19 protein-coding genes and 1 CRISPR repeat array are annotated in these 22,351 nt (G+C 58.9%); of the genes, 10 read left to right on the top strand and 9 right to left on the bottom strand.

Annotated elements, in window-relative coordinates:
* Position 1 precedes the first annotated feature (1 nt).
* Positions 2-477: direct repeats of the CRISPR family, unit length 28 nt; unit sequence TTGGTTCTCATTTCCCCTGATAGACTTC.
* A gap of 48 nt (positions 478-525) precedes the next feature.
* Genes cas2 through cas9 form a run of 3 tightly spaced genes read right to left on the bottom strand, consistent with a single transcriptional unit; the run spans position 526 to position 5,032 of the window.
* Positions 526-831, bottom strand: a complete 306-nt coding sequence (gene cas2, locus HMPREF2708_RS04635; protein ID WP_210400318.1) for a CRISPR-associated endonuclease Cas2 — start codon at positions 829-831, stop codon at positions 526-528.
* 17 nt (positions 832-848) lie between these two features.
* Positions 849-1,751 (bottom strand): type II CRISPR-associated endonuclease Cas1, encoded by a 903-nt coding sequence (gene cas1 / locus HMPREF2708_RS10875; RefSeq protein WP_083321875.1) that lies wholly within the window; start codon positions 1,749-1,751, stop codon positions 849-851.
* A complete protein-coding gene (cas9, locus tag HMPREF2708_RS04630) occupies positions 1,748-5,032 on the bottom strand; it encodes a type II CRISPR RNA-guided endonuclease Cas9 (protein ID WP_168168100.1) in 3,285 nt (1,094 codons plus the stop codon). The genes cas1 and cas9 overlap by 4 nt, the downstream gene beginning before the upstream one ends.
* A 332-nt stretch (positions 5,033-5,364) precedes the next feature.
* Between cas9 and HMPREF2708_RS04625 the strand changes: the two genes are divergently transcribed.
* On the top strand, positions 5,365-5,700 hold the full coding sequence (locus HMPREF2708_RS04625; RefSeq protein ID WP_070832904.1) for a YciI family protein: 336 nt from the start codon (positions 5,365-5,367) through the stop codon (positions 5,698-5,700).
* Between the two features lie 13 nt (positions 5,701-5,713).
* On the opposite strand, the gene HMPREF2708_RS04620 is transcribed toward HMPREF2708_RS04625, so the two are convergent.
* The gene (locus tag HMPREF2708_RS04620; protein ID WP_070832900.1) at positions 5,714-6,565 is read right to left on the bottom strand and encodes an SDR family NAD(P)-dependent oxidoreductase; all 852 of its coding nucleotides are present in this window, start codon (positions 6,563-6,565) and stop codon (positions 5,714-5,716) included.
* Positions 6,562-7,779 carry a saccharopine dehydrogenase family protein gene (locus tag HMPREF2708_RS04615; protein ID WP_070832897.1) on the bottom strand — a complete coding sequence of 406 codons (1,218 nt, stop codon included), beginning with the start codon at positions 7,777-7,779 and terminating at the stop codon, positions 6,562-6,564. Before HMPREF2708_RS04615 ends, HMPREF2708_RS04620 begins: the two co-directional genes overlap by 4 nt.
* A gap of 106 nt (positions 7,780-7,885) precedes the next feature.
* On the opposite strand from HMPREF2708_RS04615, the gene HMPREF2708_RS04610 reads away from it, so the two are divergent.
* Both HMPREF2708_RS04610 and HMPREF2708_RS04605 read left to right on the top strand, forming a co-directional pair.
* Entirely contained in the window at positions 7,886-9,094 is a 1,209-nt protein-coding gene (locus HMPREF2708_RS04610; RefSeq protein WP_070832894.1) for an MFS transporter, read from the top strand.
* A 183-nt stretch (positions 9,095-9,277) separates the two neighbouring features.
* Positions 9,278-10,516: a Fic family protein gene (locus HMPREF2708_RS04605; RefSeq protein ID WP_070833122.1), complete on the top strand. Its 1,239-nt coding sequence runs from the start codon at positions 9,278-9,280 to the stop codon at positions 10,514-10,516.
* On the opposite strand, the gene HMPREF2708_RS04600 is transcribed toward HMPREF2708_RS04605, so the two are convergent.
* Together HMPREF2708_RS04600 and HMPREF2708_RS04595 are read right to left on the bottom strand one after the other, a co-directional pair.
* Positions 10,507-10,893, bottom strand: coding sequence for a Rieske (2Fe-2S) protein (locus HMPREF2708_RS04600; RefSeq protein WP_070832891.1), 387 nt, complete (start codon positions 10,891-10,893; stop codon positions 10,507-10,509). The genes HMPREF2708_RS04605 and HMPREF2708_RS04600 overlap by 10 nt on opposite strands.
* 30 nt (positions 10,894-10,923) lie before the next feature.
* The gene (locus HMPREF2708_RS04595; protein ID WP_070832889.1) at positions 10,924-11,646 is read right to left on the bottom strand and encodes a YggS family pyridoxal phosphate-dependent enzyme; all 723 of its coding nucleotides are present in this window, start codon (positions 11,644-11,646) and stop codon (positions 10,924-10,926) included.
* A 57-nt stretch (positions 11,647-11,703) separates the two neighbouring features.
* Here HMPREF2708_RS04595 and HMPREF2708_RS04590 point away from each other — a divergent pair, with 57 nt between their 5' ends.
* Complete coding sequence (locus HMPREF2708_RS04590; protein WP_246840335.1) at positions 11,704-12,897, top strand: glycosyltransferase 87 family protein; 1,194 nt, start codon at positions 11,704-11,706, stop codon at positions 12,895-12,897.
* Positions 12,898-12,909: 12 nt separating this feature from the next.
* On the opposite strand, the gene HMPREF2708_RS04585 is transcribed toward HMPREF2708_RS04590, so the two are convergent.
* Positions 12,910-15,327 carry an ATP-dependent RNA helicase gene (locus HMPREF2708_RS04585; RefSeq protein WP_070832884.1) on the bottom strand — a complete coding sequence of 806 codons (2,418 nt, stop codon included), beginning with the start codon at positions 15,325-15,327 and terminating at the stop codon, positions 12,910-12,912.
* Positions 15,328-15,370: 43 nt separating this feature from the next.
* Between HMPREF2708_RS04585 and HMPREF2708_RS04580 the strand changes: the two genes are divergently transcribed.
* From HMPREF2708_RS04580 to HMPREF2708_RS04565, 4 genes are all read left to right on the top strand, one after another.
* On the top strand, positions 15,371-16,264 hold the full coding sequence (locus HMPREF2708_RS04580; RefSeq protein ID WP_070832881.1) for a cation diffusion facilitator family transporter: 894 nt from the start codon (positions 15,371-15,373) through the stop codon (positions 16,262-16,264).
* A gap of 153 nt (positions 16,265-16,417) precedes the next feature.
* On the top strand, positions 16,418-17,365 hold the full coding sequence (locus HMPREF2708_RS04575; protein WP_070832878.1) for an alpha/beta hydrolase family protein: 948 nt from the start codon (positions 16,418-16,420) through the stop codon (positions 17,363-17,365).
* A 27-nt stretch (positions 17,366-17,392) separates the two neighbouring features.
* The gene (locus tag HMPREF2708_RS04570; RefSeq protein ID WP_246840334.1) at positions 17,393-17,878 is read left to right on the top strand and encodes a methylated-DNA--[protein]-cysteine S-methyltransferase; all 486 of its coding nucleotides are present in this window, start codon (positions 17,393-17,395) and stop codon (positions 17,876-17,878) included.
* A 3-nt stretch (positions 17,879-17,881) separates the two neighbouring features.
* A complete protein-coding gene (locus HMPREF2708_RS04565) occupies positions 17,882-18,544 on the top strand; it encodes a nitroreductase family protein (RefSeq protein ID WP_070832872.1) in 663 nt (220 codons plus the stop codon).
* Positions 18,545-18,561: 17 nt separating this feature from the next.
* On the opposite strand, the gene HMPREF2708_RS04560 is transcribed toward HMPREF2708_RS04565, so the two are convergent.
* Positions 18,562-20,622, bottom strand: coding sequence for an oxidoreductase (locus HMPREF2708_RS04560; protein WP_070832869.1), 2,061 nt, complete (start codon positions 20,620-20,622; stop codon positions 18,562-18,564).
* Between the two features lie 183 nt (positions 20,623-20,805).
* Here HMPREF2708_RS04560 and HMPREF2708_RS04555 point away from each other — a divergent pair, with 183 nt between their 5' ends.
* On the top strand, positions 20,806-21,567 hold the full coding sequence (locus tag HMPREF2708_RS04555) for an SDR family oxidoreductase (protein ID WP_070431859.1): 762 nt from the start codon (positions 20,806-20,808) through the stop codon (positions 21,565-21,567).
* 24 nt (positions 21,568-21,591) lie between these two features.
* Positions 21,592-22,323: an SDR family oxidoreductase gene (locus tag HMPREF2708_RS04550; RefSeq protein WP_070832866.1), complete on the top strand. Its 732-nt coding sequence runs from the start codon at positions 21,592-21,594 to the stop codon at positions 22,321-22,323.
* The last annotated feature ends 28 nt before the right edge of the window (positions 22,324-22,351 follow it).

The raw sequence follows: 22,351 nt of genomic DNA, 5'->3' as shown, positions 1-22,351 counted from the left end.
ATTGGTTCTCATTTCCCCTGATAGACTTCTTAGCCGCGTCAGGGTCGTCCGTACTCAGCTGGGGATTGGTTCTCATTTCCCCTGATAGACTTCTCTTACCGTACAGGAATCTGTAGGGATTGCTGGGGATTGGTTCTCATTTCCCCTGATAGACTTCTGTCCCGCAAACTCACGCGCGCGAACTTGCTGGGGATTGGTTCTCATTTCCCCTGATAGACTTCTCTTACCGTACAGGAATCTGTAGGGATTGCTGGGGATTGGTTCTCATTTCCCCTGATAGACTTCGCACCCCTGCAGCGCAGGCAGCAGCACTGCTGGGGATTGGTTCTCATTTCCCCTGATAGACTTCATTCGCACTGTGGCTCGGAACCGACGAAGCTGGGGATTGGTTCTCATTTCCCCTGATAGACTTCACGATAACGAGCGCCAGGACGAGGTAACGCTGGGGATTGGTTCTCATTTCCCCTGATAGACTTCAGAGAGGTAGAAAAATACCTTTTGAACTGGTCTATCAGGGGATTTTTTCTAAAAAATTTCAAGTTGTTGTGGTGTTTCTTCCATCTTTTGGGGCGTTCCCTTAGAAAAACGGAATGCATTTGACCACTGTTTGTCTGTCAATGGAACGATTCGAACTTCGCCCGCGTGAGGCAATCTTTGTTTGATGTTCTTGGCAATTTTGGCTAATTGAGCGCCTAGTGGAAGGTACTGCACGTACACACTGTATTGAACTCGACTAAAACCGTTGTCTAAGAGGAAATTCCGAAACTTTGTGGCTTCTTTTCGTTCAATTTCCGTCTTTACTGGAAGATCAAACATGACGATGCACCACATGCGTTTGTCCTCGCGCATTACGCTGCTTCCTGGAGGGGGCCAGACCATGACTCCGCATGGAACTGCTTAATTTCTCCCTCTGCGTACCGTCCGAACTGTTGGGCTGTCGCGCTTAGCATTGTGGTTACGCTTCGTCCATCTTTATGGAACGGAGCAGTAGAGGCTGAAACCAGTGCTGTTCGAACAGCGGGATCTTCAATCTCGGAGTCTGGAGGTAGTTGTGCGGCGGAGTAGTCGATTACTGGCCGAAATGGTTCGATCAAGTCATCAGCTAGATTAAAACCATTTGATCTTGAATGATGAAAAACACCTAAGGCAGGCCAGAGTCCGGCTTCTGTGACAGCTCGAATACAGTGACCCCTTAGGACGGTGTAACCATAATTGAGTGCGATGTTAACGAAATCAATCCCATCTTGATTTCTATGAAAAGATTCATTGGAGAAGTGACGCCAATAGAGACGAGCTGCTTGCGCCTCGACATTTGCCGGATCGCCTGACCTAACCTCTAAAGCAAGCTTGTGCAAGTTGTTCGAGGCCGTGGAAAGGCCAAGTGCTTGAAGTGTCTGTGCTTGACTGCGAACCTTCGCGCGCACGAGACTGGCCCACGCTTGTTTACGTCTAGGGAGGCTTAGATTAGCCTGTGCAATCTGGCGTGCCCCGACACGGGTATGTGTCGACCATCCAGTGGATGTTGCGAGAGGAATCTTTCGCCAATCAGTGACGATGACCGGAATGCTCTTCTCTCCCAATACACCAAGCAGCCCAGACGATATATCTACATTATTGGCAACAGTAACAATCGCAACTTCGGCGAGGCTAACAGTTTTACGACTACCGTCATGGTACTCAGCTTTGATGCGCCCACGTGCGTAACTAAGTCGGCCTCTGAACGATGTGAAGTCGAGTACACGCCATGTCATAGTGACTCCACTTGAATGCAAATGGGGAGATGGGCCGTACTTTCGAATCGTGGTCGACCGTGCGCGTCCCGGCGAACAATCGTTACGGAGCCTAGACCAAACAACTTGTTGACAGCGGGCAGCCAGCCAGGACTGTCAATGACTTTCTTGCAATCTGCTGAAACACTTTGAGGAAGCCCTTCGGCTGAAAATAATGTTGGCTTTAGTCGTAGCTTTGCATCTGAGTAAAACCCCCTAACTCTCCACGACCGGATGTCCCCATATTCCGCGAGGAAAGTGGCGGCTTGACCCGTAGCAACTTTACTAGAGTTCACGTGAAGCTCATCGCCGACGACAAACCAGGTGATGTATTCGGCTGTCCCCTCTCTCAATGCCTTACGAAGCTTTGGCTCGCATTGCCGCACAGAAATGGATTGAGGAGGTAGCTCGACCGAGAATAGATCTTCACCTTGGTGGCGGATGAGGTCTACAGTGTATACGCGCAGCATGCAGTACGCTTGCCGCTTTCCGTTCGTAATACGATACAAACGCGCATGGTGGAAAGAGGCACCGAGTTCTGCGTAGCCACCACGAACGGCAATTGCGCCAGCCTTGACGCCAAAGAAAGTGATTTCATCCTCGGCTGTTAAGTGTTTTCCATTGACTGTAATCTCCCTCGTTGGATTTGCCGGTAATCCGTCTTTCCAATCAAAGTCTTCTGAACGCGTAAGGGCACACCAGAGTGCAGGTGTCGATGCTCTATCAATTAATTCAGGGGATAGAGAGTCCCCAACCTGTGCTGGAATAAGCTTTCCGATGCCAGCCTCGTGCGCCTGACTATTCCCAAGGCGTAGACGGAGGTTTTCTATAACAGAAATGCGGTTGTTATCCAGCGCATCCTGGAGTAGAGGTACGGTCAATCGCATCCGATGAGTCCACTGTTCAAACAGGTACCTGTTCTGTTGGTTTCGTCCCTGGTACTCCTTCCACGTTCCGTAGTCGGAATCAGGGGTACGAGTAATAGACTCTTCCCAACGCAAGTTGTCGCGTTCCAGCAATGTCTGTGCCACGGTGTATGACATCAGCGAAATTACTGTCGCGTCCAACGCATGGTGACGTCGGTCTAGACGATTTTTACCGTGACTGTCACCCAGCATTTTTATGCGCTTTTCAATGCCAGATGCTTTGCGAGCCGACGCAGTCACAGCACCGCTAAAGACTCGAATTTTAGGTGTAAAGTCCTTTTGCTCGAAATGACCAATCAGGCGATGCCTGAGTTCGATTGCCATCCATGCCACAGACTCGATACTGCGGGCATCAATTTTCTCGTCTTCAGAAGTCCGCTTCAAATTCTTTATTACGGCTTCTTGGAAATCCTTCATTTCCTTAGTAGTTAAACCACTGTCGGTCGGCCATTGATTCACTCGAGCAATAGCACCTTGAAGGCTCACATTTGGGCCAGATAGTTCTTTGCGCGCCCAGACTGCGAAAGGTAACTTACCCTTACTGAGATTGCACTTATGGCATGCAGCTAGCAGGTTATTCCGTGTGTTGGTTGAACCTGCGCCGGCGCGGGGAACGACATGATCCATCTCCGCATTCTTGAAAGTGATTGGCGCACCACAGTAAGCACACTGGCCATTTTGACGTTGGATTGCCTGGTATCGAATTTGGTCACCACGGCGTACCTTGCCCTCAATGCCCAGCACCTTGGCGATGTTTTCTTGGACCGCACGGTTACGTTTTGCACGGCGTTCGATTCCACGGTCGATTTCGCGTGCGGCATTTTCGGACTTAAATCCATGTCGAGCAGTCTCAATGTTAATTGATGCTGGTATGCCCCAACGTTTCTCTGCAAGCAGGAGCCAGCGGTTGATTGCGCTTAGTGTTCTGTCTACGGATGGGTTTCCTGTTGGTTCAGCGATTGGGGGAGCGGCTGGGTGCCAGTCATCGGGGATATTGAATAGCGCCTGGCGTGCTGAATGAAGGTCAGCCTCATTATTCAATAAGTGGTGAGAGAGTTTTTCCAAGGTTCGCACTGAGTATGCGGAGCGCCCATGAGGAAGTTTGATTGACTCTAGTTTTTCCATCTCCTCGGGAGTAAGGGAGCGTATCGCCGTCGCCGCAGCAATTGCCTCAGGAGATTCTTCGGCCGTTGTCTCCACATTGGAAAGCTCGTGGATTAGTGCGCTACGCATTGCGTCGCTGCCCTTGCGCCAAAACTCTCGCAGAGACTTCACTTGGCAGTTCCACATGATTTGATGAGTTTGGTTAATAGGTGGAGCTGCGGATACACGTTCACCATCGTCATTCGAGGTAGCAGTGCCTTTTAGGCAGCCGCGATCAATGCCAAGTACTTCAGCGACATCAGTCCAGGTTGGGGAAGTCCGTTTATTCCAAGTATTGAGGAAGCCAAAGACCTTCTTGCGCTCCTCTACGGTTAGAGCGCGTTGAGCTTTTGTGGGAGAGGCGGAGTCAGCAATTCGGACGTTCGCTAAAAGACTGATGGTTCGGTATTCATTAAAAGCAAGTGTGGCGCGCCATGCGCGTGGCTGCGATGGGTCGAGCTCATCTTTGCCGACAAATTTTTCAGCTGATCCCTTCGGGCTTTTCGCGTAAAAAACTTGGGAAACCACTTTCGCCATGAATTCGGAAGTGAACTCTTGGGTGGAGCCAATCTTCAAAATCTCATTAGCAAAATCTTGTTGGTTCAGGCGCTCTGATAGGAAGCCGCCTTCGCCACGCAGTTGCGTCGCACCATTTGGCAGTGCAGTAACCAGTTGGGCCAGAGTCGGATTAGAAGGGATCGGTCCCTTAGCTATTTCTCGTGCTTTACTCTCCAATGCCCGGAACCCATCAGATGGGTTGCGCAGAGCATTAAGCCGTTCAGCCGGAACATACGGATTTCTCCAGCCACGGTGACGAGCGATATGGCGGATGGCGATTGAGAAAAGCTTGTACTTTTCGCCTTCATCATCAATCTTTTGATTGGCGAGTTTTGTTCGGGCTTCCCATGCGATATTGTCAGCCTCTTTTTCGAGGTTCACAACTGGAAAGCCATTACTGGTGAGAAAAGAGTCCAACGTCGCCAGACGTTTCTTGCGAGTGGCGTACAGGCGGCGGGTACGTCGAGCGACACCAGATACTGCCTTACGTGTTTGGGCAGTCTTCTGATTGTTCGGATCTAGCCCAGAGTCGTGAATATGCGAAATGGCATTCAGAATCTTGATTGGGTTTCCCGCGTCATCAATTTCAAGTGCAGCAAACCCGACAGAGAACAAACCAACATCGATACCAACCACGTAGCGCATGTATAACTCCAAAAAAATTAGGGCCCCGAAGGGCCCTAAGGAGCAATCGGAACCGCTAACGAGTCGGTCCTTACTGAGGATTGGTTCTCAGCCACGAGCGTACCACAGAGCCCAGAGGAACATGGATTTGAAATGCCATGTTGTTGTTGGACAAGACGGAGTCTTCTTGTAACAAATAGCATTAACTTGAGTTGCTTAATAGTAACAAAGTACTTGGATTGGATACTGGGGTTACACCTGTTGAGCCATTGTCCCTTGGTGATACACCATTCCAACCCCGCCCAATCTGTTACACTTAGCAAAACGAAATTCAGGAGCTTGGTGTGCAGTACTTTTTCACGGTTCATGGCCGCAGAGATATCAACGCGTATGACTCTGACGAGGAAATGCACGCTGCCTTTGATCGCGTTGGGCGCTTCAACCAGAAGCTCCAGGACGAAGGCCACTGGGTTATGGCCGGCGGGTTAGTGCCGCCGGAGCAGGCCATGACGGTGCTGCCGGATGGCTCGCACAGCGATTTGCCGTATTACAACGCGATGACGTTCCCGTCGGCTTTTTGGATTGTCCAAGTCGTAGATGAGCAAGAGGCCATCAACCTAGCCCACGAAGCCGCGGAGGCGTGTGCGCAGGCCGTCGAGATGCGCGCCATCGCTGAATAGCACGCCGATTAACTCACCGCAGCCCGTGCACCCGGCGCATGATGGTCAACATCGCTTGCGTCGGGATCCGCCGCATGAAGGGCACCGCCACGCTTGCCGACGACCCCCGCGCCACCAGGGCCAAGGGTCGTTCGGCGGCCACCTCGCGTATGACCACCTCAGCAATCTCAGAAGCTGGAATGCCACGTTCCTCATTGGCATTCAACTTTGTCAGCATGCGGTGGACATCAGCAGCGTAAACGGAATCCTCATCGCCATACGTCGTCCGACGTGAGGAAATCCCCGTGTTGATGGCGCCCGGCTCGACAACCGTCACCCCAATACCGAACTGCGCGACTTCACCGCGCAGTGAGAGCCCAAAGCCGCGGATAGCGGCCTTCGTCGCCACATAGGAAGAACGGTAGGACAGCGGTAACCCGCCGAGCATCGAGCCCACCAGCACAATTCGTCCACGACCGGCCTCACGCATGCCGGGCAGCAGCTGCTGTAACAGCTCCACCTGCCCCAGAACATTGACTTGGAAGAGACGCTCAAGCGCCTCGCGGGGTAGCTCCTCGAAAGCGCCCGACTGGCTCTCGCCGGCGTTGGCGACGACGACGTCGTAAGGCCCGTGAGCGACCACAGCGGCGATATCGTCAGCGCTGGACATGTCGAGCGCCACCATCTGCACGCCCTCGGGGTGCGGCGCATCGTCGCCTCTGCGGGACGTGCCAACGACCTCGAAACCGGCCTTGACCAGTGCCTCCGCGCATGCCCAGCCGATGCCGGAGGAAGCGCCGGTCACTAACGCACGGCCACCACCTACACTCGGCAGCTTCGGTCCGCGGGTGAGATTCGCAAAAGCACCGGTCAGGCCACCAATCATCGAGCCTGCACCGCCTCAATGGTCATGCCGCCAGCGCGGAGACGGCGGGACAGGGCGTCGCCAAGCGCGACGGTAGGAGTGAGCACGCCGGTGGTGCCCGGCAGATCGTCGTGGACGAGCGCGAGGGCGGCGCTGGAAATCATAATCGCGGTGCCTGCGTACCCGGGGTCTTCCTCGAGAGACACCTTGGAACGCCAGTGAATACCGGAGGTGTCGACCGTGTAGGCCTCGATGGTGAAGCGGCCCTCGGCCTGTGCTTCAGCGCTCGGGCCCTCGCCCGGCTTCGGTAGTTTTTTATCAATGAGCTTGGCCGTCGGCCCAAATGCCATCGCCGCCAGCGCCAACCTGCAGACAGCCGCAAAAGCATTCGCGCGCACGAAAGCCTTCGGACCGCGGCCGACATTGAGTAGCTCGCGGTAGCGGAAGGAATCACCGTAATCCGCCAGCATCGCCGAGCGCTGAACAATGCGGGTGTTGAAAGGCGACATGAAGAAGGGGGCTCGCCAGTGGCGGCGGAAGCGCGCCGGACGCAGGTCGACGCCGAACTTACCCTGGTCGGGGCCCGGCTCGGCCAGGGCGTACTGATCGGCGATGATGCGACGCAGCTTGGGATCCTTCTTGGCCTGTTCAAGCTGAACGCGGACCGAATCGATAGTGCCGCCGGAGACACCACCCTTGACATGCTTGAACAGCAGGGTTGTCTCACCGAGCTTGGTGTGAGCCGCCTCGTGGAGCTCACGGACAGCGACATCGGAGGGAATCGAGTCGAAGCCACAGGAGTGGACAATCTTCGCCCCGGTCTGCTGCGCTACCTCGTGATTGTTCGCGATGGAGTCGTGGACGAACAGCACCTCGCCACACAGGTCGACGTAGTGAGTACCGGCCTTGGCACACTCGGCCACCAGGGTGCGACCGTACTTCGCGTACGGCCCCACAACGGTCAACACCACCTTCGTGCTGGCCGCGAGCTTTGCCACCGCCTGCTGGTCGGCGGCATCCGCAACAATGACCGGCCAGTCCGATACGCCTGCGTTCTCCGCGACATCGGCAAGCTTTTCAGCATTCCTACCTGCGAGCGCCACCTTCGTCTGACCGGCGTGTTTAGCCAGATAGGCCACAATCAAGCGGCCCACGAAACCCGTGGCACCGTAGACGACGATGTCGTACTCGCGGTCGTGATTGCGACCCTGTGGCTGTGCGGAAGAAGTAGTCATGCCTACGAAACTAATAAAACGAACGCGATACCGCGCGCGAATTAAAAAGGTTTTTCAGATCCGTGTATTCAGCGATGGGTTTGGTGGGAGGGCTAACGTAGGACAAGTGACTAGCGCTAACGAAAACCCCGAACAGATCGAAGGACTACGGCCAGAAGATCCCGGATTCCGCCGCGCGCTTATCGCTGTGCTCTTCGCCGGCTTGGCATCGTTCCAAGCGCTCTACGCAACGCAGGCGCTGCTGCCCACGCTTTCCGACGAGCTATCGGTCGACCCCGCCACCGCCGCGCTGACGGTATCCGCCACCACCGGCGGCTTGGCCTGTGCGATTATTCCGGTGTCCATATTGTCGGAACGCTTTGGACGCAGACGCGTGATTGTCATCAGCGCATTTGTGGCAACGCTACTGGGGCTCGTGGTGTCAATCGCGCCGGGCATCGGTCCAATGATTGCGCTGCGTCTGCTGCAGGGCATTGTCATTGCCGGTGTTCCCGCAGTGGCCATGGCCTATGTCAGTGAGGAAGTCCACGCCGACCACGTCAGTCGCGTGATGGGGCTGTATATCTCGGGCACGACAGTCGGTGGGCTGCTCGGCCGTATCATTCCGTCTATTGTGTTGGAGTTCGCCTCTTGGCGGATGGCGATTGCGGTCTCGGCGACGGTGGCGTTCATCTTCGCCATTCTGACCTGGTACTTCTTGCCGCAACAGCGTCGGTTTACGCCGAAACAGCTGTCGTTTGCGGGGGAGGGGCAGGCCATTGCCCGTCACGTGCGCGATCCGCGCATCCTCGCGCTGTGCGCCCTGGCGTTCCTGTTCATGGGCTCGTTTGTCTCCCTGTACAACTACCTGGGCTTCCGACTGGGCGATAAGTTCGGACTCTCCCCGGCACTGGCAGGGTTCGTATTTATTCTCTACCTGTCGGGCACGTGGTCGTCGGCACGCGCGGGCGTGTGGGCGAAGACGGTGAGCCGCCGTCGCCTCATCGCCATTGCGACTCTGGCCGCGTGCGTGGGCCTGGGGCTGGCGCTGCTGCCGTGGCTGCCCGCACTGATTGTGGGCGTGCTAATTTTCACGGCATCGTTCTTCGTGGCGCACTCGCTGTCTTCGTCCGGCGTGGGGCTGGTGGCGCAGCGCGACCGCGCCGAGGCATCATCGATGTACCTGTTCAGCTACTACGCGGGTTCGTCCATTGTCGGTTGGGTATCCGGCATGGTCTTCAGCCGCTTTGAGTGGGCAGGGCTGATTCCGTGGCTGGTGGCGCTGTCCTTCGTCGCGGGTGCATGTGCTGTGGCGGGGTTGAAGCCGCGGCGATAGGTGGCGAAACCGGCAGCAAGGCGCATTTAGGCACCGCGTAAAGAACCCTTAATGTAAAAAACAGTGATTTTTTACATTAAGGGTTAGTTTTTAGGGCACTATATGTAAAAAGCATCATGTAAAAACACCGGGGAAAGAAGGGAGCTCGCCGTGAAGCACTATCCGCTTAAGAGAATCTTCCACATGTCCGCACATGATGCGGAACAGGCAGTGGAGAGCGAATATCAGTCACGCAAAGACTCCCCGTCGACGATTCAGTGGCACTTTCCGCTGGGGCAGTGGCCGCTCTTTTGCTGCATTACAAGCGACCTCGCAGCCAAGATTGAAAAGATTCTGTCTCTAGAGCTACAGATCTCACAGTTGTGGAATCGCCTGCCGGGTGCCGCGCGGACTCACTATCTCTTCAATCTGCTCCTGGCCGAGGTAGTAGCCACCAATGAAATTGAGGGGATCCACTCCACACGGCGAGAAGTCGCGGAGGCGTTGGACAACACTTCCGGAACCCAGCACAAGCGGTTCCATGAGTTCAGCCAGCTCTATTTCCGGCTGGCCAACGATGAGCGGATTGAGTTTCCGATAACGCTTAAAGAACTCCGTCAGCAGTACGATCAGCTTCTCGGCGATGAGATTGCCGCCGAAGATGAGTTAGACGGTGAACTCTTCAGGGCAGCAACGGTCACGATTACCGATGGGCAACGACAGGTTCATCGAGGTGTTGAAAGCGAAGCTGCCATTCACCACCTCCTCAATGAGTTCCTGGCAACGGTGAATTCCGCAGAGGACAATCGGCTGATCCGAATCTTGGCAAGCCATTTCATGTTCGAATTCGTTCACCCGTTTTATGACGGCAACGGCCGGATGGGGCGTTTTCTACTGTCCGTGGCTTTGCGGGAGGCACTCTCGACCGCAACTGCGCTGACTATTTCCCGCCAACTCGCTGAGGATAAAGCGAAGTATTACAAGGCTTTTACCACTACGGAAGACCCAATGAACCGGGGAGAAGTCACTTTCTTCGTCGAGGCGATGGCTGATGTCATTCTGAATGCACAGCAGTATTTGCTGGAAGAGCTGCAGATGAAGTCTTACCAGTGCGAAAGGCTTGAACAGCGGATAGCTGAGCTATCTAACTCGCCCGAGCGGGTGCTGCCTGTGTCGCTTACAGGAAACGAGATTGGCACGCTATACGTCCTGGCACAGGTTCGGTTGTTCGGGCCCGAATATGGAATCAAGCTCGAACACGTCGCTGACACCGTCGGCAAGGAAAAGCGGACAGCGCGAAAGTATCTCGCCGAGTTAGAGGCGGCAGGATTGGCAATGCCCACGAGCCGCCGCCCGCTGCGATTCCAGCTGGCACCGGCGGGAGTAGATCTCTTAGGCCTTGAACCCGCCGACCATGAATCTGCTTCCGGAACCTACTTCTGACCCACAATCAGCTCAGTGCCATCGGCTGACAGCGGAGCCTGGCCAGCGGGCTTACGCGAAGGGCCAGAAACAACCTGACCAGTAGCAATATCAAAGTGGGAGTTGTGGTTCGGGCAAATCATCACACCATTGCTGACCTCAGTGATGCGACCATTCTGGTGCGGGCACGAACTGGAGAAAGCGGCGAACTTGCCCTCCTCCGGCTGCGTGACGACGTAGTTGCCGATAACCACACCGCCGCCAACCGGAATGTCGGCAGCGTCAACCTTCTCCACCGCAGACTTTGGTGCACAAGCGGCTACGAGTGCGCCAGCTGCAGTGGCGGCAGTTCCCAGGAGGAAACGACGACGGGAGCACGGGGAGACATGAGAACTCATGGCACTGAGATTACCTTCATTTGATTACCTTTATTTCTTATACGAGCGTTCACCGAAGATAGCGCGTCCCACACGCACGGTGGTCGCTCCCTCGGCGATGGCTTCGCGGTAGTCGCCGGACATACCCATTGACAGTTCGTCGAGGCTGACACCCTCCGGCAAATCCCCGAGCAGACTGTCGCGCAGCTCCCTCAGCTCCGCGAAGGTCTCGCGCACATTCGGATCATTCTGGGCCGCGATGGTCATAAACCCGCGCAGACGCAGGTTCGGGTACTCGCCATCGGGCCCGAACATGCGGACAAACTCCGCTGCGTGGCTCGGCGCCAGACCTGACTTCTGCGGCTCGCGGGAGGCATTAACCTGAATTAGCACATCGAGCGTGCGCTCGGCATCGGCCAAGCGGCGCTGCAGCGCTCCGGCCACCTTCGGGCGATCCAGCGCCTGAAACTCATCGGCACAGCTGACTAAATGGCCAGCCTTATTCGTCTGCAGTGGACCAATGATGGCCATATGTGGTGCTTTCTCGCCGAAGGCCTCCCGGAATACCTCCGCCTTGGCCACCGCTTCCTGGACGCGGTTTTCCGCCAGGCCAGCGCAGCCGGCTGCTGCGAGCTCCGGCCAGGATTCCACCAGGGCGTCGACAGGCACAGTCTTGCTGACGGGCAGCAGACGGACCTCGGAGGGCTGACGCCCGGCTCGTCGGCAAGCGTCGTCAATCTCGGAGCGAACCTTGCGATAGTTTTCCACGAACATACCTCCCACTCTAAGGCCTGAGTAGGAAGAACAGTGCGGTAGTGTCGAATCATGCTCATGGACAGACTCTCGACGCTTTCCGTCATGCAGAGACGGATCTTGGCAATTGTATTTGGGCTGGTGTCGCTGGTCGTTGTCATCGACTTCATCTATCATGCGGCAACTGCCTACATGATGGACCTCGAGGTCTTCCAAGACGCCGGCTGGGCGCTACGACGAGACCAGGATCTCTACTCACCAGAGTTTCCCACCAGATCGGGTTTCCGCTTCATCTACCCACCGTTTGCAGCGCTGCTGTTTTACCCGCTGACCTGGGCGGGGCCGGTCACCCTGCAAATCATCTGGACGTTCGCCACGCTGGCGGCGGTATGGGCGATGCTGTGGATGGTCTTCACTCGTCTCGGGTCTGAGCGTCCGAAGCTGATGGCTACCTGCCTGCTCGGGGTGGTGATGCTGCTCGACCCGCTGCGCGCCAACGTGCTCTTCGGACAGATCAACGTCTTCCTCGCGCTGCTGGTGGTCTCCGATGTGCTGGGCTTTTTGCCCAAGAAGCTGCGTGGATTGGGCGTGGGTATCGCGGCGGGCATCAAGATCACCCCCGCGGCATATGCGCTGGTGTTCCTCATGCGCCGTGACTTTGCGGCTGTGGCCAAGAGCTTCTGCTGGTTCCTGGTGACCGTCGCCATTGGTTTCGCCGTGCGCTTTAAAGAGTCCATCTACTTCTGGACCGATGAGTTCTTCGCCGGCAACCGCGGTGGCGCCCCGGCTTACGAGGCCAACCAGGCGTTCAGTGGTCTGCTCGCCCGTGCCGGGGTGGAGGGCACTGCGCTCGATATTGGCATCTACGGTTTCTTCCTCTTTGGCGCCATCGCCGCTGCTTTCGTGGCGTGGATCTACCACCGCAATGGCTATGAGGTCGCAGCCCTTGGTTTCGTCGCGCTGGCGGTCAGCTTTGCTGGACCGTACGCGGTCAGCCACCACTGGTCGATTGTCATGGTCTTTGTGCCGCTGGTGTTCTTCGTCCGCGAGATCGGGAACATTGTTGTCGGCACCCTGTTCATGATCGCCCACTGGTGGGCGCCGTACAAGGTCTTTGTGGGCAACGACTTCGGCCACGCCGCGGACGTGGGGCAGTGGTTCTACGGCAACATGCAGGGAATCATGGGCGGCGTGCTCTTCTTCACCTGCCTGGGTTACGCAATCTACCTCTGGTACAAACCCAGTCGCGTGCGGGCGCAGGCAGCTGCTTAACGACGAGCCTGCTTAACGACGGCGCTTCGTTCTCGCAGTAGCCTGCTCCTCCCACGGGTTCTCGGGCCACGGGTGCTTGGGGTAACGGCCCCGCATCTCGGAGCGAACCTGTGCGTAGGCGCCATTCCAGAAACTTTCCAAGTCTCCAGTGACCGCGAGTGGTCGCTGAGCCGGTGACAGCAAATGCATTGTCACCGGCTTTTCCAATACCTGCGGGGTCTCCGCCAGGCCAAAGCACTCCTGCAACTTCACAGCCAGGACAATCTGCGCCTCTTCGTCGGTGGGGTCCTCCGGGTACTCCAGGCGAATCTTCGAACCGGATGGGACCTCCAGGCGTTCGGGCACCAGCCGGTCGAAGTCCGTAGCCTCCGGCCAGGGCAGCAGGCGGCGGAGGTGCTCGGCATCTAGCTTGGGCGGGCTGGTGCGATTCAGTTCGCCGGCAAAGAGGAGCTCGGCCTGGGCCGCAAGCCCTGCGGGGGAGACATCCGGCCATGGGGCACCGCGATGAGTGTGGAGAAAGGCCATGCGGCGGCGGAGCTGTTCGGTGTCGCGGTCGAGGTTGGGGCTGGCGTCGGCAAGCGTGTCGGCAAGCCAGGCGGAGTTGGCGGCAATGCACTGCTCGGGCGTCGGGGAGACCTGGCGGGAGGACAGCTCGATGGCGCCGAGCAGGTCGCGCTCGCGGGCGCGAACGCGGCCCTGTTCGACGCGCGCCGTGGTCTCCGTGCGGGCGAGGTGGCCGGCGGCGAGCATGGCGATTTCCAGGTCGATCGCCTCGCCGTCGCGGATTAGCGCACGACCGTGGGAGAGCCGCGAGATGTCGGCGGCCGCGATCCACTCGTGGCCGTGCAAGTCAGAACCGCGGGCGAGTTCCGCTGCGGTGCCGCCGGTGAAGAGGTACTCGTCGGAGTTCGCACTGCGCCGTCGCCCGATGAAATCCGGCCAGGCCAGAGCGGTGACCAGCGCGGGGATGTCCGAGGGCAGCAGGTTGGCGGGGGTTTCAGTTTCCAGCTCAATGCGGCGCACCTGCTTGGCCAAGCCGCGGGCATCGGTGAGTTTCTCCACCGCGCGTGCGACCGCGTCGGCGTGCTGCGGCATCATGGCCGTGGCCGTCAGCAGTGCGCGTCCCATGCGTGGATGCACCGGCAGGGTAGCCAGGGTGCGGCCGAGCTCCGTGATGTCACCGGCCTCATCAACAGCACCCAGGCCAGCGAGAATGCGGTTTGCAGCCTCCGTGTGGTGGGGCGGTGGGGCGTAGAGAAGCTTGAGTCCCTGCATCCCCGGCGTGCCCCACGCGGCGGCGTCGAGGAGCGCTTGGGTCAGGTCGGCGACCTCGATTTCCGGCGCGGGCCAGGCGGGAAAGGACGCGAACTCCGACCGAGAGACGCAGCGCACTACAATGCCCGGACCCTCACGTCCCGCACGGCCTGCGCGCTGGTTCGCGGAGGACTGCGCACACGAGCTGGTGACCAGGCCGGAGAAGCCACGCGCGATGTCGAGTCGCGGTCCGCGCGCGAGGCAGGCGTCGACAACGGCGCGCACACCCGGAACAGTCACGGATGATTCCGCAATCGCGGTGGACACAATCACGCGCCTACCGTCCGCTTGTCGACGGAACACGCGGTCCTGCTCCTCGGAGCTCTGTTGGCCGTGCAGCGTCAGCACCCTTACGTCCGAGGAATCCGCGATATAACCCGCGCAGCGCTCCACCTCGCGGATGCCGGGGAGGAAAACCAGCACATCACCGGCGGCTTCCTCCACCAGTGTCCTGGCCTGCGCTGCCACGTGCTGCAGGAAGTCGTCGGTCACACCGCGCGCATCCAGCCGTTGCGGAAAGGGTGCGTAGCGGATGTCCAACGGGAAGATCTCCGCCTCCGCCGCCACGATGGGAGCCGGGGTGGAGCCGCCGAGCAAGGCCGCGAACTTCGGCGCGTCCACCGTTGCCGACATAGCGACAAGGCGCAGGTCATCGCGGATATCCCGCAAGTCGCGCACCATTGCCAACACCAGGTCGGTGTCCAAGCCGCGCTCGTGCACCTCGTCGATGAGCACCGCGCTGGCATCCACGTCGCCGTCGCGCAGCAGTCGGCGCAGCAGCACACCGGGAGTGACAAACTCCACTCGGGTGGCGCGGGAAACCTTGGCGTCGCCGCGCACCGAGTAGCCAACTTCCTCACCGAGCTTCGTGCCCGACAGTTGGGCCAACCGCCGCGCCGCCGAGCGCACCGCCACGCGCCGGGGAGCTGTGACTACAATGCGGCCGCCCAGGGTGTTGGCCACCGCCGGCGGAACCAACGTGGTCTTGCCGGTACCCGGTGGGGCCTGGACTACTACGTCGTGGTCGCGCACGGCGTCGGCAAGCGAGTCAAGCTGCGACGCGAACGGCAGACCTGCGGAAATGTTCTGCAAATTGAACTGGAAATCGGTGCTCATAGAACTGGTAGTAACTCCGGACAGGCGGGTAAAGTGCCCGCATATGCAGGACTTATCTCGTTTTGGTTGGCTTTCAGTGGGGGCGGCGGTCGTCACCATCGCGCTGAAGTTTTGGGGCTACACTCTGACCGGATCGGTGGGCCTGCTTTCCGACGCGACGGAGTCGATTGTCAATCTGGTTGCGGCAGTTGTCGCAATTATTGTGCTCAAGGTTATCGCGCGGCCCGCGGACCGCGACCATGAGTTCGGCCATTCCAAGGCAGAGTACTTCTCGGCCGGGCTGGAAGGTGCCATGATCTTCGTGGCGGCGGCGGCGATTATTTATGTTTCTATCGAGCGTTTGGTGCACCCGCAGCCGATTGAGCAGATCGGCCTGGGCCTCATCGTGACCGTGATTGCCTCGGTGGTTAATGGTGCGGTGGCGCTGATTCTGCTTAGAGCCGGGCGCCAGCACAACTCTCTGGCGCTGACGGCCGACGGCAAGCATCTTATGACCGATGTGTGGACCTCCGCCGGTGTTCTGGCGGGTGTGGCTCTGGTGTGGATTACTGGCCTGTGGTGGCTCGACCCGATTATCGCGCTGGCGGTGGCGGTAAACATCCTGGTCACCGGTTTCAAGCTGCTGCGCGATTCCGGTAACGGACTGATGGACAAGGCCATGGAGGGCGACGACCGCGTAGCGGTGGATGAGATTTTGGCTTCGCACCGCGACCGGAGTCGGGGTATCGATGTCCACGAAATCCGCACTCGCGTGTCGGGACATCAGCAGTTCATTGAGTTCCATGTGCTGGTGCCGGGCGCGTGGAGCGTCGAGCGCGGCCACGATGTGCTTACCGCGATGGAGGATGAGCTGCGAGAGCGCTTCCCAGGTGTGCACATCTCCTCGCATCTGGAGCCAATTGAGGATGAACGCGCCTATGGGGATGTGCAGTTGTAACGCGCGTGAGGCAGCTCGGTAGAGGTTAAAAGAACGCGCAGTACCCAAAGTGAGCCAAATTCCACGAAAGCGCTGAAAGTGATGAGCCTTACACTTTAAGATTGTGTATACAAAATCATGCACTTGTTAAGTCCACTCGAAGGAACTGCATAAATGACCTCCGAAGCCTCAACCACTTCCACTGGAATTAGCCGTTTTTCCGCGAAGAGCCCGAAGTTGCCGGAGCCGTGCCCTCGGCAGGACATCATTATCCCGGCTAATGACCGCGTCCTGCTGCGCGGAACGATGTTCCGCCCGAAGGAGAACCCAGAGAACATTCCCAACGGCATCATCACCGTTCACTCCGGTACCGGTGTGCCGCAGGGTTTCTACCACCGTTTCGCTGAGACCGTGGCAGAAAAGGGCTACGGCGTTATCACCTATGACTACCGCGGAATTGGCCAGTCCGCTCTGAAGACTGACCAGAACAATGAAGACATCCGGATGTCGGACTGGATTACCAAGGATATTCCGGGTGTGATCGAGTGGGCCAAGGAGACCTATCCGGACGTGCCGCACTTCGCTGTCGGCCACGCGGTTGGTGGTCACGGCATCGCCTATGCCGGCTCCGAGGGCACCTATGACGCAGCAGCGCTGGTCAACTGCCGCGGTATGCGTATTTCCAAGGTGCCGTCCTTGGCGGGCAAGGTCCGCGCATTCTTCATCTTTAACATTCTCGGCCCGATCAGCGGTTTCATCACTGGCCACATTCCGGCGTCGGCGTGGCGTCTGGCTGTTGAGCCGCCGAACGGTGTCATGCGTCAGTGGGCGCGCTGGGCTCGCAAGGAAGGCTACTTCTTCGACGATTCCGAGTTCGACTTCGCTAATCGCTTCTCCAAGGCTCCGCAGCCGTTCCTGTCCATCCGCGTTCCGGATGATTACTGGACTGAGGAGTCCTCGGCAGACCTGATCACCAATGTGATGAGCTCTGCTGAAAAGATTGAAAAGCGCCAGGCTCAGCCGGCTGGTGGCAAGGGCGTAGGCTACGGTGGTTACTTCCGCTCCGGTCACGAGAAGGAGTGGGACGAGCTGCTGGACTGGTTCCAGGCCAACAAGGGCTAAGTAGGAGGTTTCATGGCGATTGCCCAGGTGGAGACGTCTTTTGGCGCGCTTGGAATCGCCACCTCCGCTCGCGGGGTCATCGAAGTCAATCTCTTAGGCCCCGTGCTTGACGACGATCCCAGCGCCGCCGACCCCGAAGCGCAGGCGGTGGCGGAACTGGCCGCGCAGCAGTTCCGCGAGTACTTTGCCGGGCAGCGCCGTGAGTTCGCGCTGCCGCTGGACTGCGACATATTCACCCAGGATTCTTTTCGCGCTCGTGCGTTGACCGCACTGCGCGATGTGCCGTATGGCCAGGTCGTAACCTACGGCGAGCTCGCCGAGATGGCCGGTTCTCCCCGTGCCGCCAGAGCCGCCGGGTCGGCCTGTGCCACCAATCCGCTGGGTATTCTGATTCCCTGTCACCGCGTGGTTCCCGCCAGCGGGGGAGCGGGATCTTTCGGATCTTATGCCGGCGGTCGGGAAATGAAGCGCTGGCTACTCGAACTCGAAGGTTGGCCGCCCGCTAATCTCTAATGCATGACTTCACATTCTCCGCGCGACCAGTTCGCCACCGAATTTGAGAACATCGTCCGCAACCGTCGTGCCACACGCGTCTATGCTGACGAACCTCTTGACGACGCTGACGTGCGCCGCCTCCTGGAGCTGTCCCTGGAAGCTCCCAGCGCCTTTAACATTCAGTCCCGCGCAATCGTGCGCATCGAGGACCCTGAGGTGCGCCAGAAGGTAGTGGAGGCCGCCGGCGGCCAGCAGCAGGTTGCCAATGCGCCGCTGCTACTCGCTTTCATTGGTGAGCCGACCGGCTGGAAGCGCGGTATTCCGCGCCTGGTTGAGGCCAACAAGGCCACTGGCCTGTGGGATGAGGTAGCTGCCGCGGAGCGGGCGGCTACGATGACCTCCTTCCACGAGGCCCGCGAGAAAAAGGGTCTCTCCCGCGAGTTCGCAATCCGCGACGCCATGATTGCCGCTTCTTTCGCTATGGTCACTGCCAGCGCCTTTGGTTGGGCTAGCTCCCCGATGACAGGCTTTAATGAGCAGGCGGTCAAGGAAGCTATCGGTGCCGGTGACACCGATGTGGCGGTGGCGCTGTTGCTGGCTATCGGTGTCCCGGGTGAGTTCCCGGCTCACCCGGGCCGTTTCGAGTTCGAGCAGCGCGCCTACACCGACCGCTACGAGGCTTAAGACCAGGTAGCGCAGCCCTACAGCGCGAGCGCTACCTCGACTGCCTGGCGGATCGCACGCTTTGCGTCCAGCTCAGCGGCCACGTCTGCACCGCCGATGATGGTGACATTGGAGTTATCGCCGATGACGCTCTCGCGGTCCTTGTCGCCCAGGCAGTCCAGATTGGATACCTGGCCAGTACAGACAATCACGTTGTCAACTGCGATGACCTGTGGCTTTTCATCGATGGTGATGTGCAGGCCCTCGTCATCGATACGGTTGTAGGTGACGCCGGTGTACTGCTTGACACCGGCCTTCTTAATCTCCGCACGGTGAACCCAACCAGTGGTCTTGCCCAGGCCCTTGCCGATGCGGGAGGTCTTGCGCTGCAGCAGGTGCACCTCGCGCTCGACCTCAAACTCCTCGGCCGCGCCAGAGACCGTGCCCGGCTTGGTCAGGCCCGCGCGGAACTCCGCTGGGTCACCGACGCCCCAGGCGTCCTTCCAGGCCTCGATGGTCTGGTTCGGCTTGCGCGTGAGGTACTCACATACGTCAACACCGATACCACCAGCACCGATGACGGCCACCTTGTTACCGGCCTGCTTCGCACCCGAGAGCAGCTCGTCGTAGCGAATGACCTTCTCGTGGTCGATACCGTCAATGCCCGGGATTCGTGGGGTGACACCCGTGGCCACAATCACGTGGTCAAACTTGGTCTTGAGCTCGTCGACGTCGGCACGCGTGTTCAGGTGAACCGGAACTTCGAGCACCTCCAAGCGTCGTGAGAAGTACTTCAGCGTCTCGCCGTAGTCCTCCTTGCCCGGAATCTGTGCGGCGAGGTTGAACTGACCACCAATCTGATCGGCGGCCTCGAAAATCTCCGGATGGTGACCGCGCTGAGCTGCGGCTTCCGCGAAAGCGAGACCGGCAACACCAGCGCCGATGACGGCGACGCGCTTGGCCTTGTCCTTCGCAACCGGCACGGATACCAGCTCGGTTTCGTAAGCCGCCTTCGGGTTGACCAAACAGGTGGAGCGCTTGGCCGCGAAGGTGTGGTCCAGGCAGGCCTGGTTACAGGCGATACAGGTGTTGATCTGGTCAGCTCGACCATCGCCCGCCTTGATTGCGAAGTCCGGGTCAGCCAGCAGTGGGCGGGCCATGGAAATCAGGTCCGCATTGCCGTCAGCGAGGATCTTCTCCGCAACCTCAGGGCGGTTGATTCGGTTGGAGGCTGCGACCGGGACGTCGACAAGCGAACGGAGACGACCAGTCAGATCCGTGAATGCGGCGCGCGGCACGGACGTAACGATGGTGGGGACGCGTGCTTCGTGCCAGCCGATGCCGGTGTTGAAGACATCGACGCCAGCCTCGACCAGACGCTGCGCGAGTTCAGTGGTCTCGGACCAGGTCTGGCCGTCTTCCACCAGGTCAAGCAGCGAAATGCGGTACTGAAGCAGGAAGTCCTCGCCCACTTCGGCGCGAATGCGGCGAACAATTTCGATGGGCAGACGCATGCGAGCCTCGGCGCTGCCGCCCCAGTTGTCCGAGCGGTGGTTAGTGCGCTCGGCCAGGAACTGGTTGAGCAGGTAACCCTCGGAGCCCATAATCTCGATGCCGTCGTAGCCGGCACGCTTCGCGAGCTTCGCGGCGCGGACATAAGCGCCAATGGTGCGTGAGACATCAAAGCCGGTGAGGCGGTGAGCCTTAAACGGGCTAATCGGTGACTGACCGGTATTGGCGGAGCGAGCCAGCGGGCTGTAGCTGTAACGACCGGCGTGCAGCACCTGCAGCACGATGTGGCTGCCGTGGGAGTGCACGAGGTCAGTCACACGGTGGTGATTGTCCGCCATGCGCTTCGACGCCATCATCGAACCGGCCGGAGTCAGCCAGCCTTCGATGTTGGGAGCATAACCGCCGGTGACGATGAGTCCCACGCCACCTTCGGCACGCCGACCCAGGTAGGCAGCCAGCTTGGGGATATCACGGGTGCGATCTTCCAGACCGGAGTGCATTGAGCCCATGATGATGCGATTGCGCAGAGTTAGAGGACCGACATCGAGAGGGGAGAGAAGATGTGGGAAGTGAGGCTGGTCAGACATGCAACCAGTATCGCGGTTTTAGCGGCTGTGCATGCGGTGAATCGGAAAAATTCCTGCACAGTTTTATATACGTTTCACGTGGAACATCAGGTGTGAAGCTTACGGAGTCTTCGGCGGAGGAAGGTGTCCTATGACTACAGTCGGGGATATCAGTAGACGCATGTAGCAAGGAGTTGAGCCCTCATGACCTCTGAAACTTCAACTAATGGCAGGAAAGTAGCTGTAGTTACCGGTGCTTCTTCCGGTATTGGTGCAGCCACTGCCAAGCAGTTCGCAGCTGAAGGTTTCCGCGTTGTGCTGGGAGCCCGCCGCGAGGACAAGCTCGAGGCTGTCGCGGAGGAGATCCGCGCTGCCGGTGGTGAAGCGACGGTCTACAAGGTCGACGTCACCTCCGACGACGATGTGGCGGCGCTGGCTAAGGCCGAACCGCGTGTCGACGTGCTGGTAAACAACGCCGGTGGTGCCTGGGGCATGGAGTCGGTCGAAGGTGCTGTCGAGGAAAAATGGCGTTGGATGTACGACGTCAACGTGCTGGGCACACTGCGCGTCACCCGCGCACTGCTGCCCGCACTGAAGACCACCAGCGGCATTGTGCTCACCGTCGGCTCGATTGCCGGTCGCCAGGTCTACACCGGCGGTGCCGGCTACAACGCCGCCAAGCACGCTGAGCGCGCTCTGGTGGAAGTCCTGCGTCAAGAGGTTGCTGTCGATGGCGTGCGCGTCACTGAAATCGATCCGGGGCGCGTCCACACCGACTTCTCACTCGTGCGTTTCGACGGCGACGAGACCAAGGCCGCAGCGGTCTACGACGGCGTTGAGTCGCTGACCGCCGATGATGTTGCCGACATCATTGTGTTCGCGGCCACCCGCCCGAATCGCGTCAACATCGACTTCCTGCAGGTGACCCCCATCGACCAGGTGGGCGGCGCGAAGCCGAAGAAGTAAACCGACTACATAGAGGAGCCGTATATGAGCATCGATATTGCCGCTGACACCAAGATTGCCCTGGTCACGGGCGCAAGCCGTGGTATCGGCCTGGCGGTCGCCAAGGATCTCTCCCGTGATCACCACGTCATTGTGGGCGCTACCAGTGTTGAGTCTGCTGAGAAGGTGGCATCGCAGTTGCCGTCGGCAAGCGTATTCGTTGCTGACCTGGGTGATACCGACGCCGTAAACGCGGAAGTGGCAAAGCTGTTGGAGGCGCTCGGTGGGCGCGGGCTGGATGTGCTCGTGCACTCGGCGGGTGTGTACGTCGATGGGGAGGTGGCGGAGGTTTCGCGTGCGGACTGGTCGCGGATCATGGACATCAACGTCGTCGCCGTCGCCGACCTGACCCGCCAGCTGCTGCCGGCGCTGCGCAAGGCGGAGGGCACGCTGGTGACCATCAACTCGGGCTCGGGATTCCGCGCTTCAGCTGGTACTTCACCGTATGCGGCCTCGAAGTTCGCGCTACGGGCCTTCACCGATGCGCTGCGTGAGGAAGAGCGTGGCGCGGTACGAGTCAGCTCCGTGCACCCCGGGCGCGTCGACACCGATATGCAGGTTCAGCTGCAGTCGAATTGGCACCGCGATGATGCGGATTGGCGTTACGACGGCACGCAGTTCATGCGGCCGGAATCAATCGCAGCCGCAGTACGCCTGGCCGTTGATACCGGAGCGGATGCCAACGTGGATGAAATCCAGGTGCGCCCGCGCAAATAGCCGTGTAAAAGGTAGCGAAGATAAGCAA

This window comes from Corynebacterium sp. HMSC073H12, assembly GCF_001837775.1.
Classification (GTDB): domain Bacteria; phylum Actinomycetota; class Actinomycetes; order Mycobacteriales; family Mycobacteriaceae; genus Corynebacterium; species Corynebacterium amycolatum.
Note: the sequence above shows the minus strand (reverse complement) of the source record. Positions and strands in the feature narration are given on the sequence as shown.

Excerpts from the sequence above, each read along its gene's own strand:
- HMPREF2708_RS04575 (WP_070832878.1), top strand. The coding sequence starts at position 16,418 with ATGACCTCCGAAGCCTCAACCACTTCCACTGGAATTAGCCGTTTTTCC.
- HMPREF2708_RS04590 (WP_246840335.1), top strand. The coding sequence starts at position 11,704 with ATGGACAGACTCTCGACGCTTTCCGTCATGCAGAGACGGATCTTGGCA.
- HMPREF2708_RS04585 (WP_070832884.1), bottom strand. The coding sequence starts at position 15,327 with ATGAGCACCGATTTCCAGTTCAATTTGCAGAACATTTCCGCAGGTCTG.
- HMPREF2708_RS04550 (WP_070832866.1), top strand. The coding sequence starts at position 21,592 with ATGAGCATCGATATTGCCGCTGACACCAAGATTGCCCTGGTCACGGGC.
- HMPREF2708_RS04555 (WP_070431859.1), top strand. The coding sequence starts at position 20,806 with ATGACCTCTGAAACTTCAACTAATGGCAGGAAAGTAGCTGTAGTTACC.
- HMPREF2708_RS04620 (WP_070832900.1), bottom strand. The coding sequence starts at position 6,565 with ATGATTGGTGGCCTGACCGGTGCTTTTGCGAATCTCACCCGCGGACCG.
- cas1 (WP_083321875.1), bottom strand. The coding sequence starts at position 1,751 with ATGACATGGCGTGTACTCGACTTCACATCGTTCAGAGGCCGACTTAGT.
- HMPREF2708_RS04580 (WP_070832881.1), top strand. The coding sequence starts at position 15,371 with ATGCAGGACTTATCTCGTTTTGGTTGGCTTTCAGTGGGGGCGGCGGTC.
- HMPREF2708_RS04605 (WP_070833122.1), top strand. The coding sequence starts at position 9,278 with ATGTCCGCACATGATGCGGAACAGGCAGTGGAGAGCGAATATCAGTCA.
- HMPREF2708_RS04600 (WP_070832891.1), bottom strand. The coding sequence starts at position 10,893 with ATGAGTTCTCATGTCTCCCCGTGCTCCCGTCGTCGTTTCCTCCTGGGA.
- HMPREF2708_RS04565 (WP_070832872.1), top strand. The coding sequence starts at position 17,882 with ATGACTTCACATTCTCCGCGCGACCAGTTCGCCACCGAATTTGAGAAC.
- HMPREF2708_RS04615 (WP_070832897.1), bottom strand. The coding sequence starts at position 7,779 with ATGACTACTTCTTCCGCACAGCCACAGGGTCGCAATCACGACCGCGAG.
- HMPREF2708_RS04560 (WP_070832869.1), bottom strand. The coding sequence starts at position 20,622 with ATGTCTGACCAGCCTCACTTCCCACATCTTCTCTCCCCTCTCGATGTC.
- cas2 (WP_210400318.1), bottom strand. The coding sequence starts at position 831 with ATGTGGTGCATCGTCATGTTTGATCTTCCAGTAAAGACGGAAATTGAA.
- HMPREF2708_RS04595 (WP_070832889.1), bottom strand. The coding sequence starts at position 11,646 with ATGTTCGTGGAAAACTATCGCAAGGTTCGCTCCGAGATTGACGACGCT.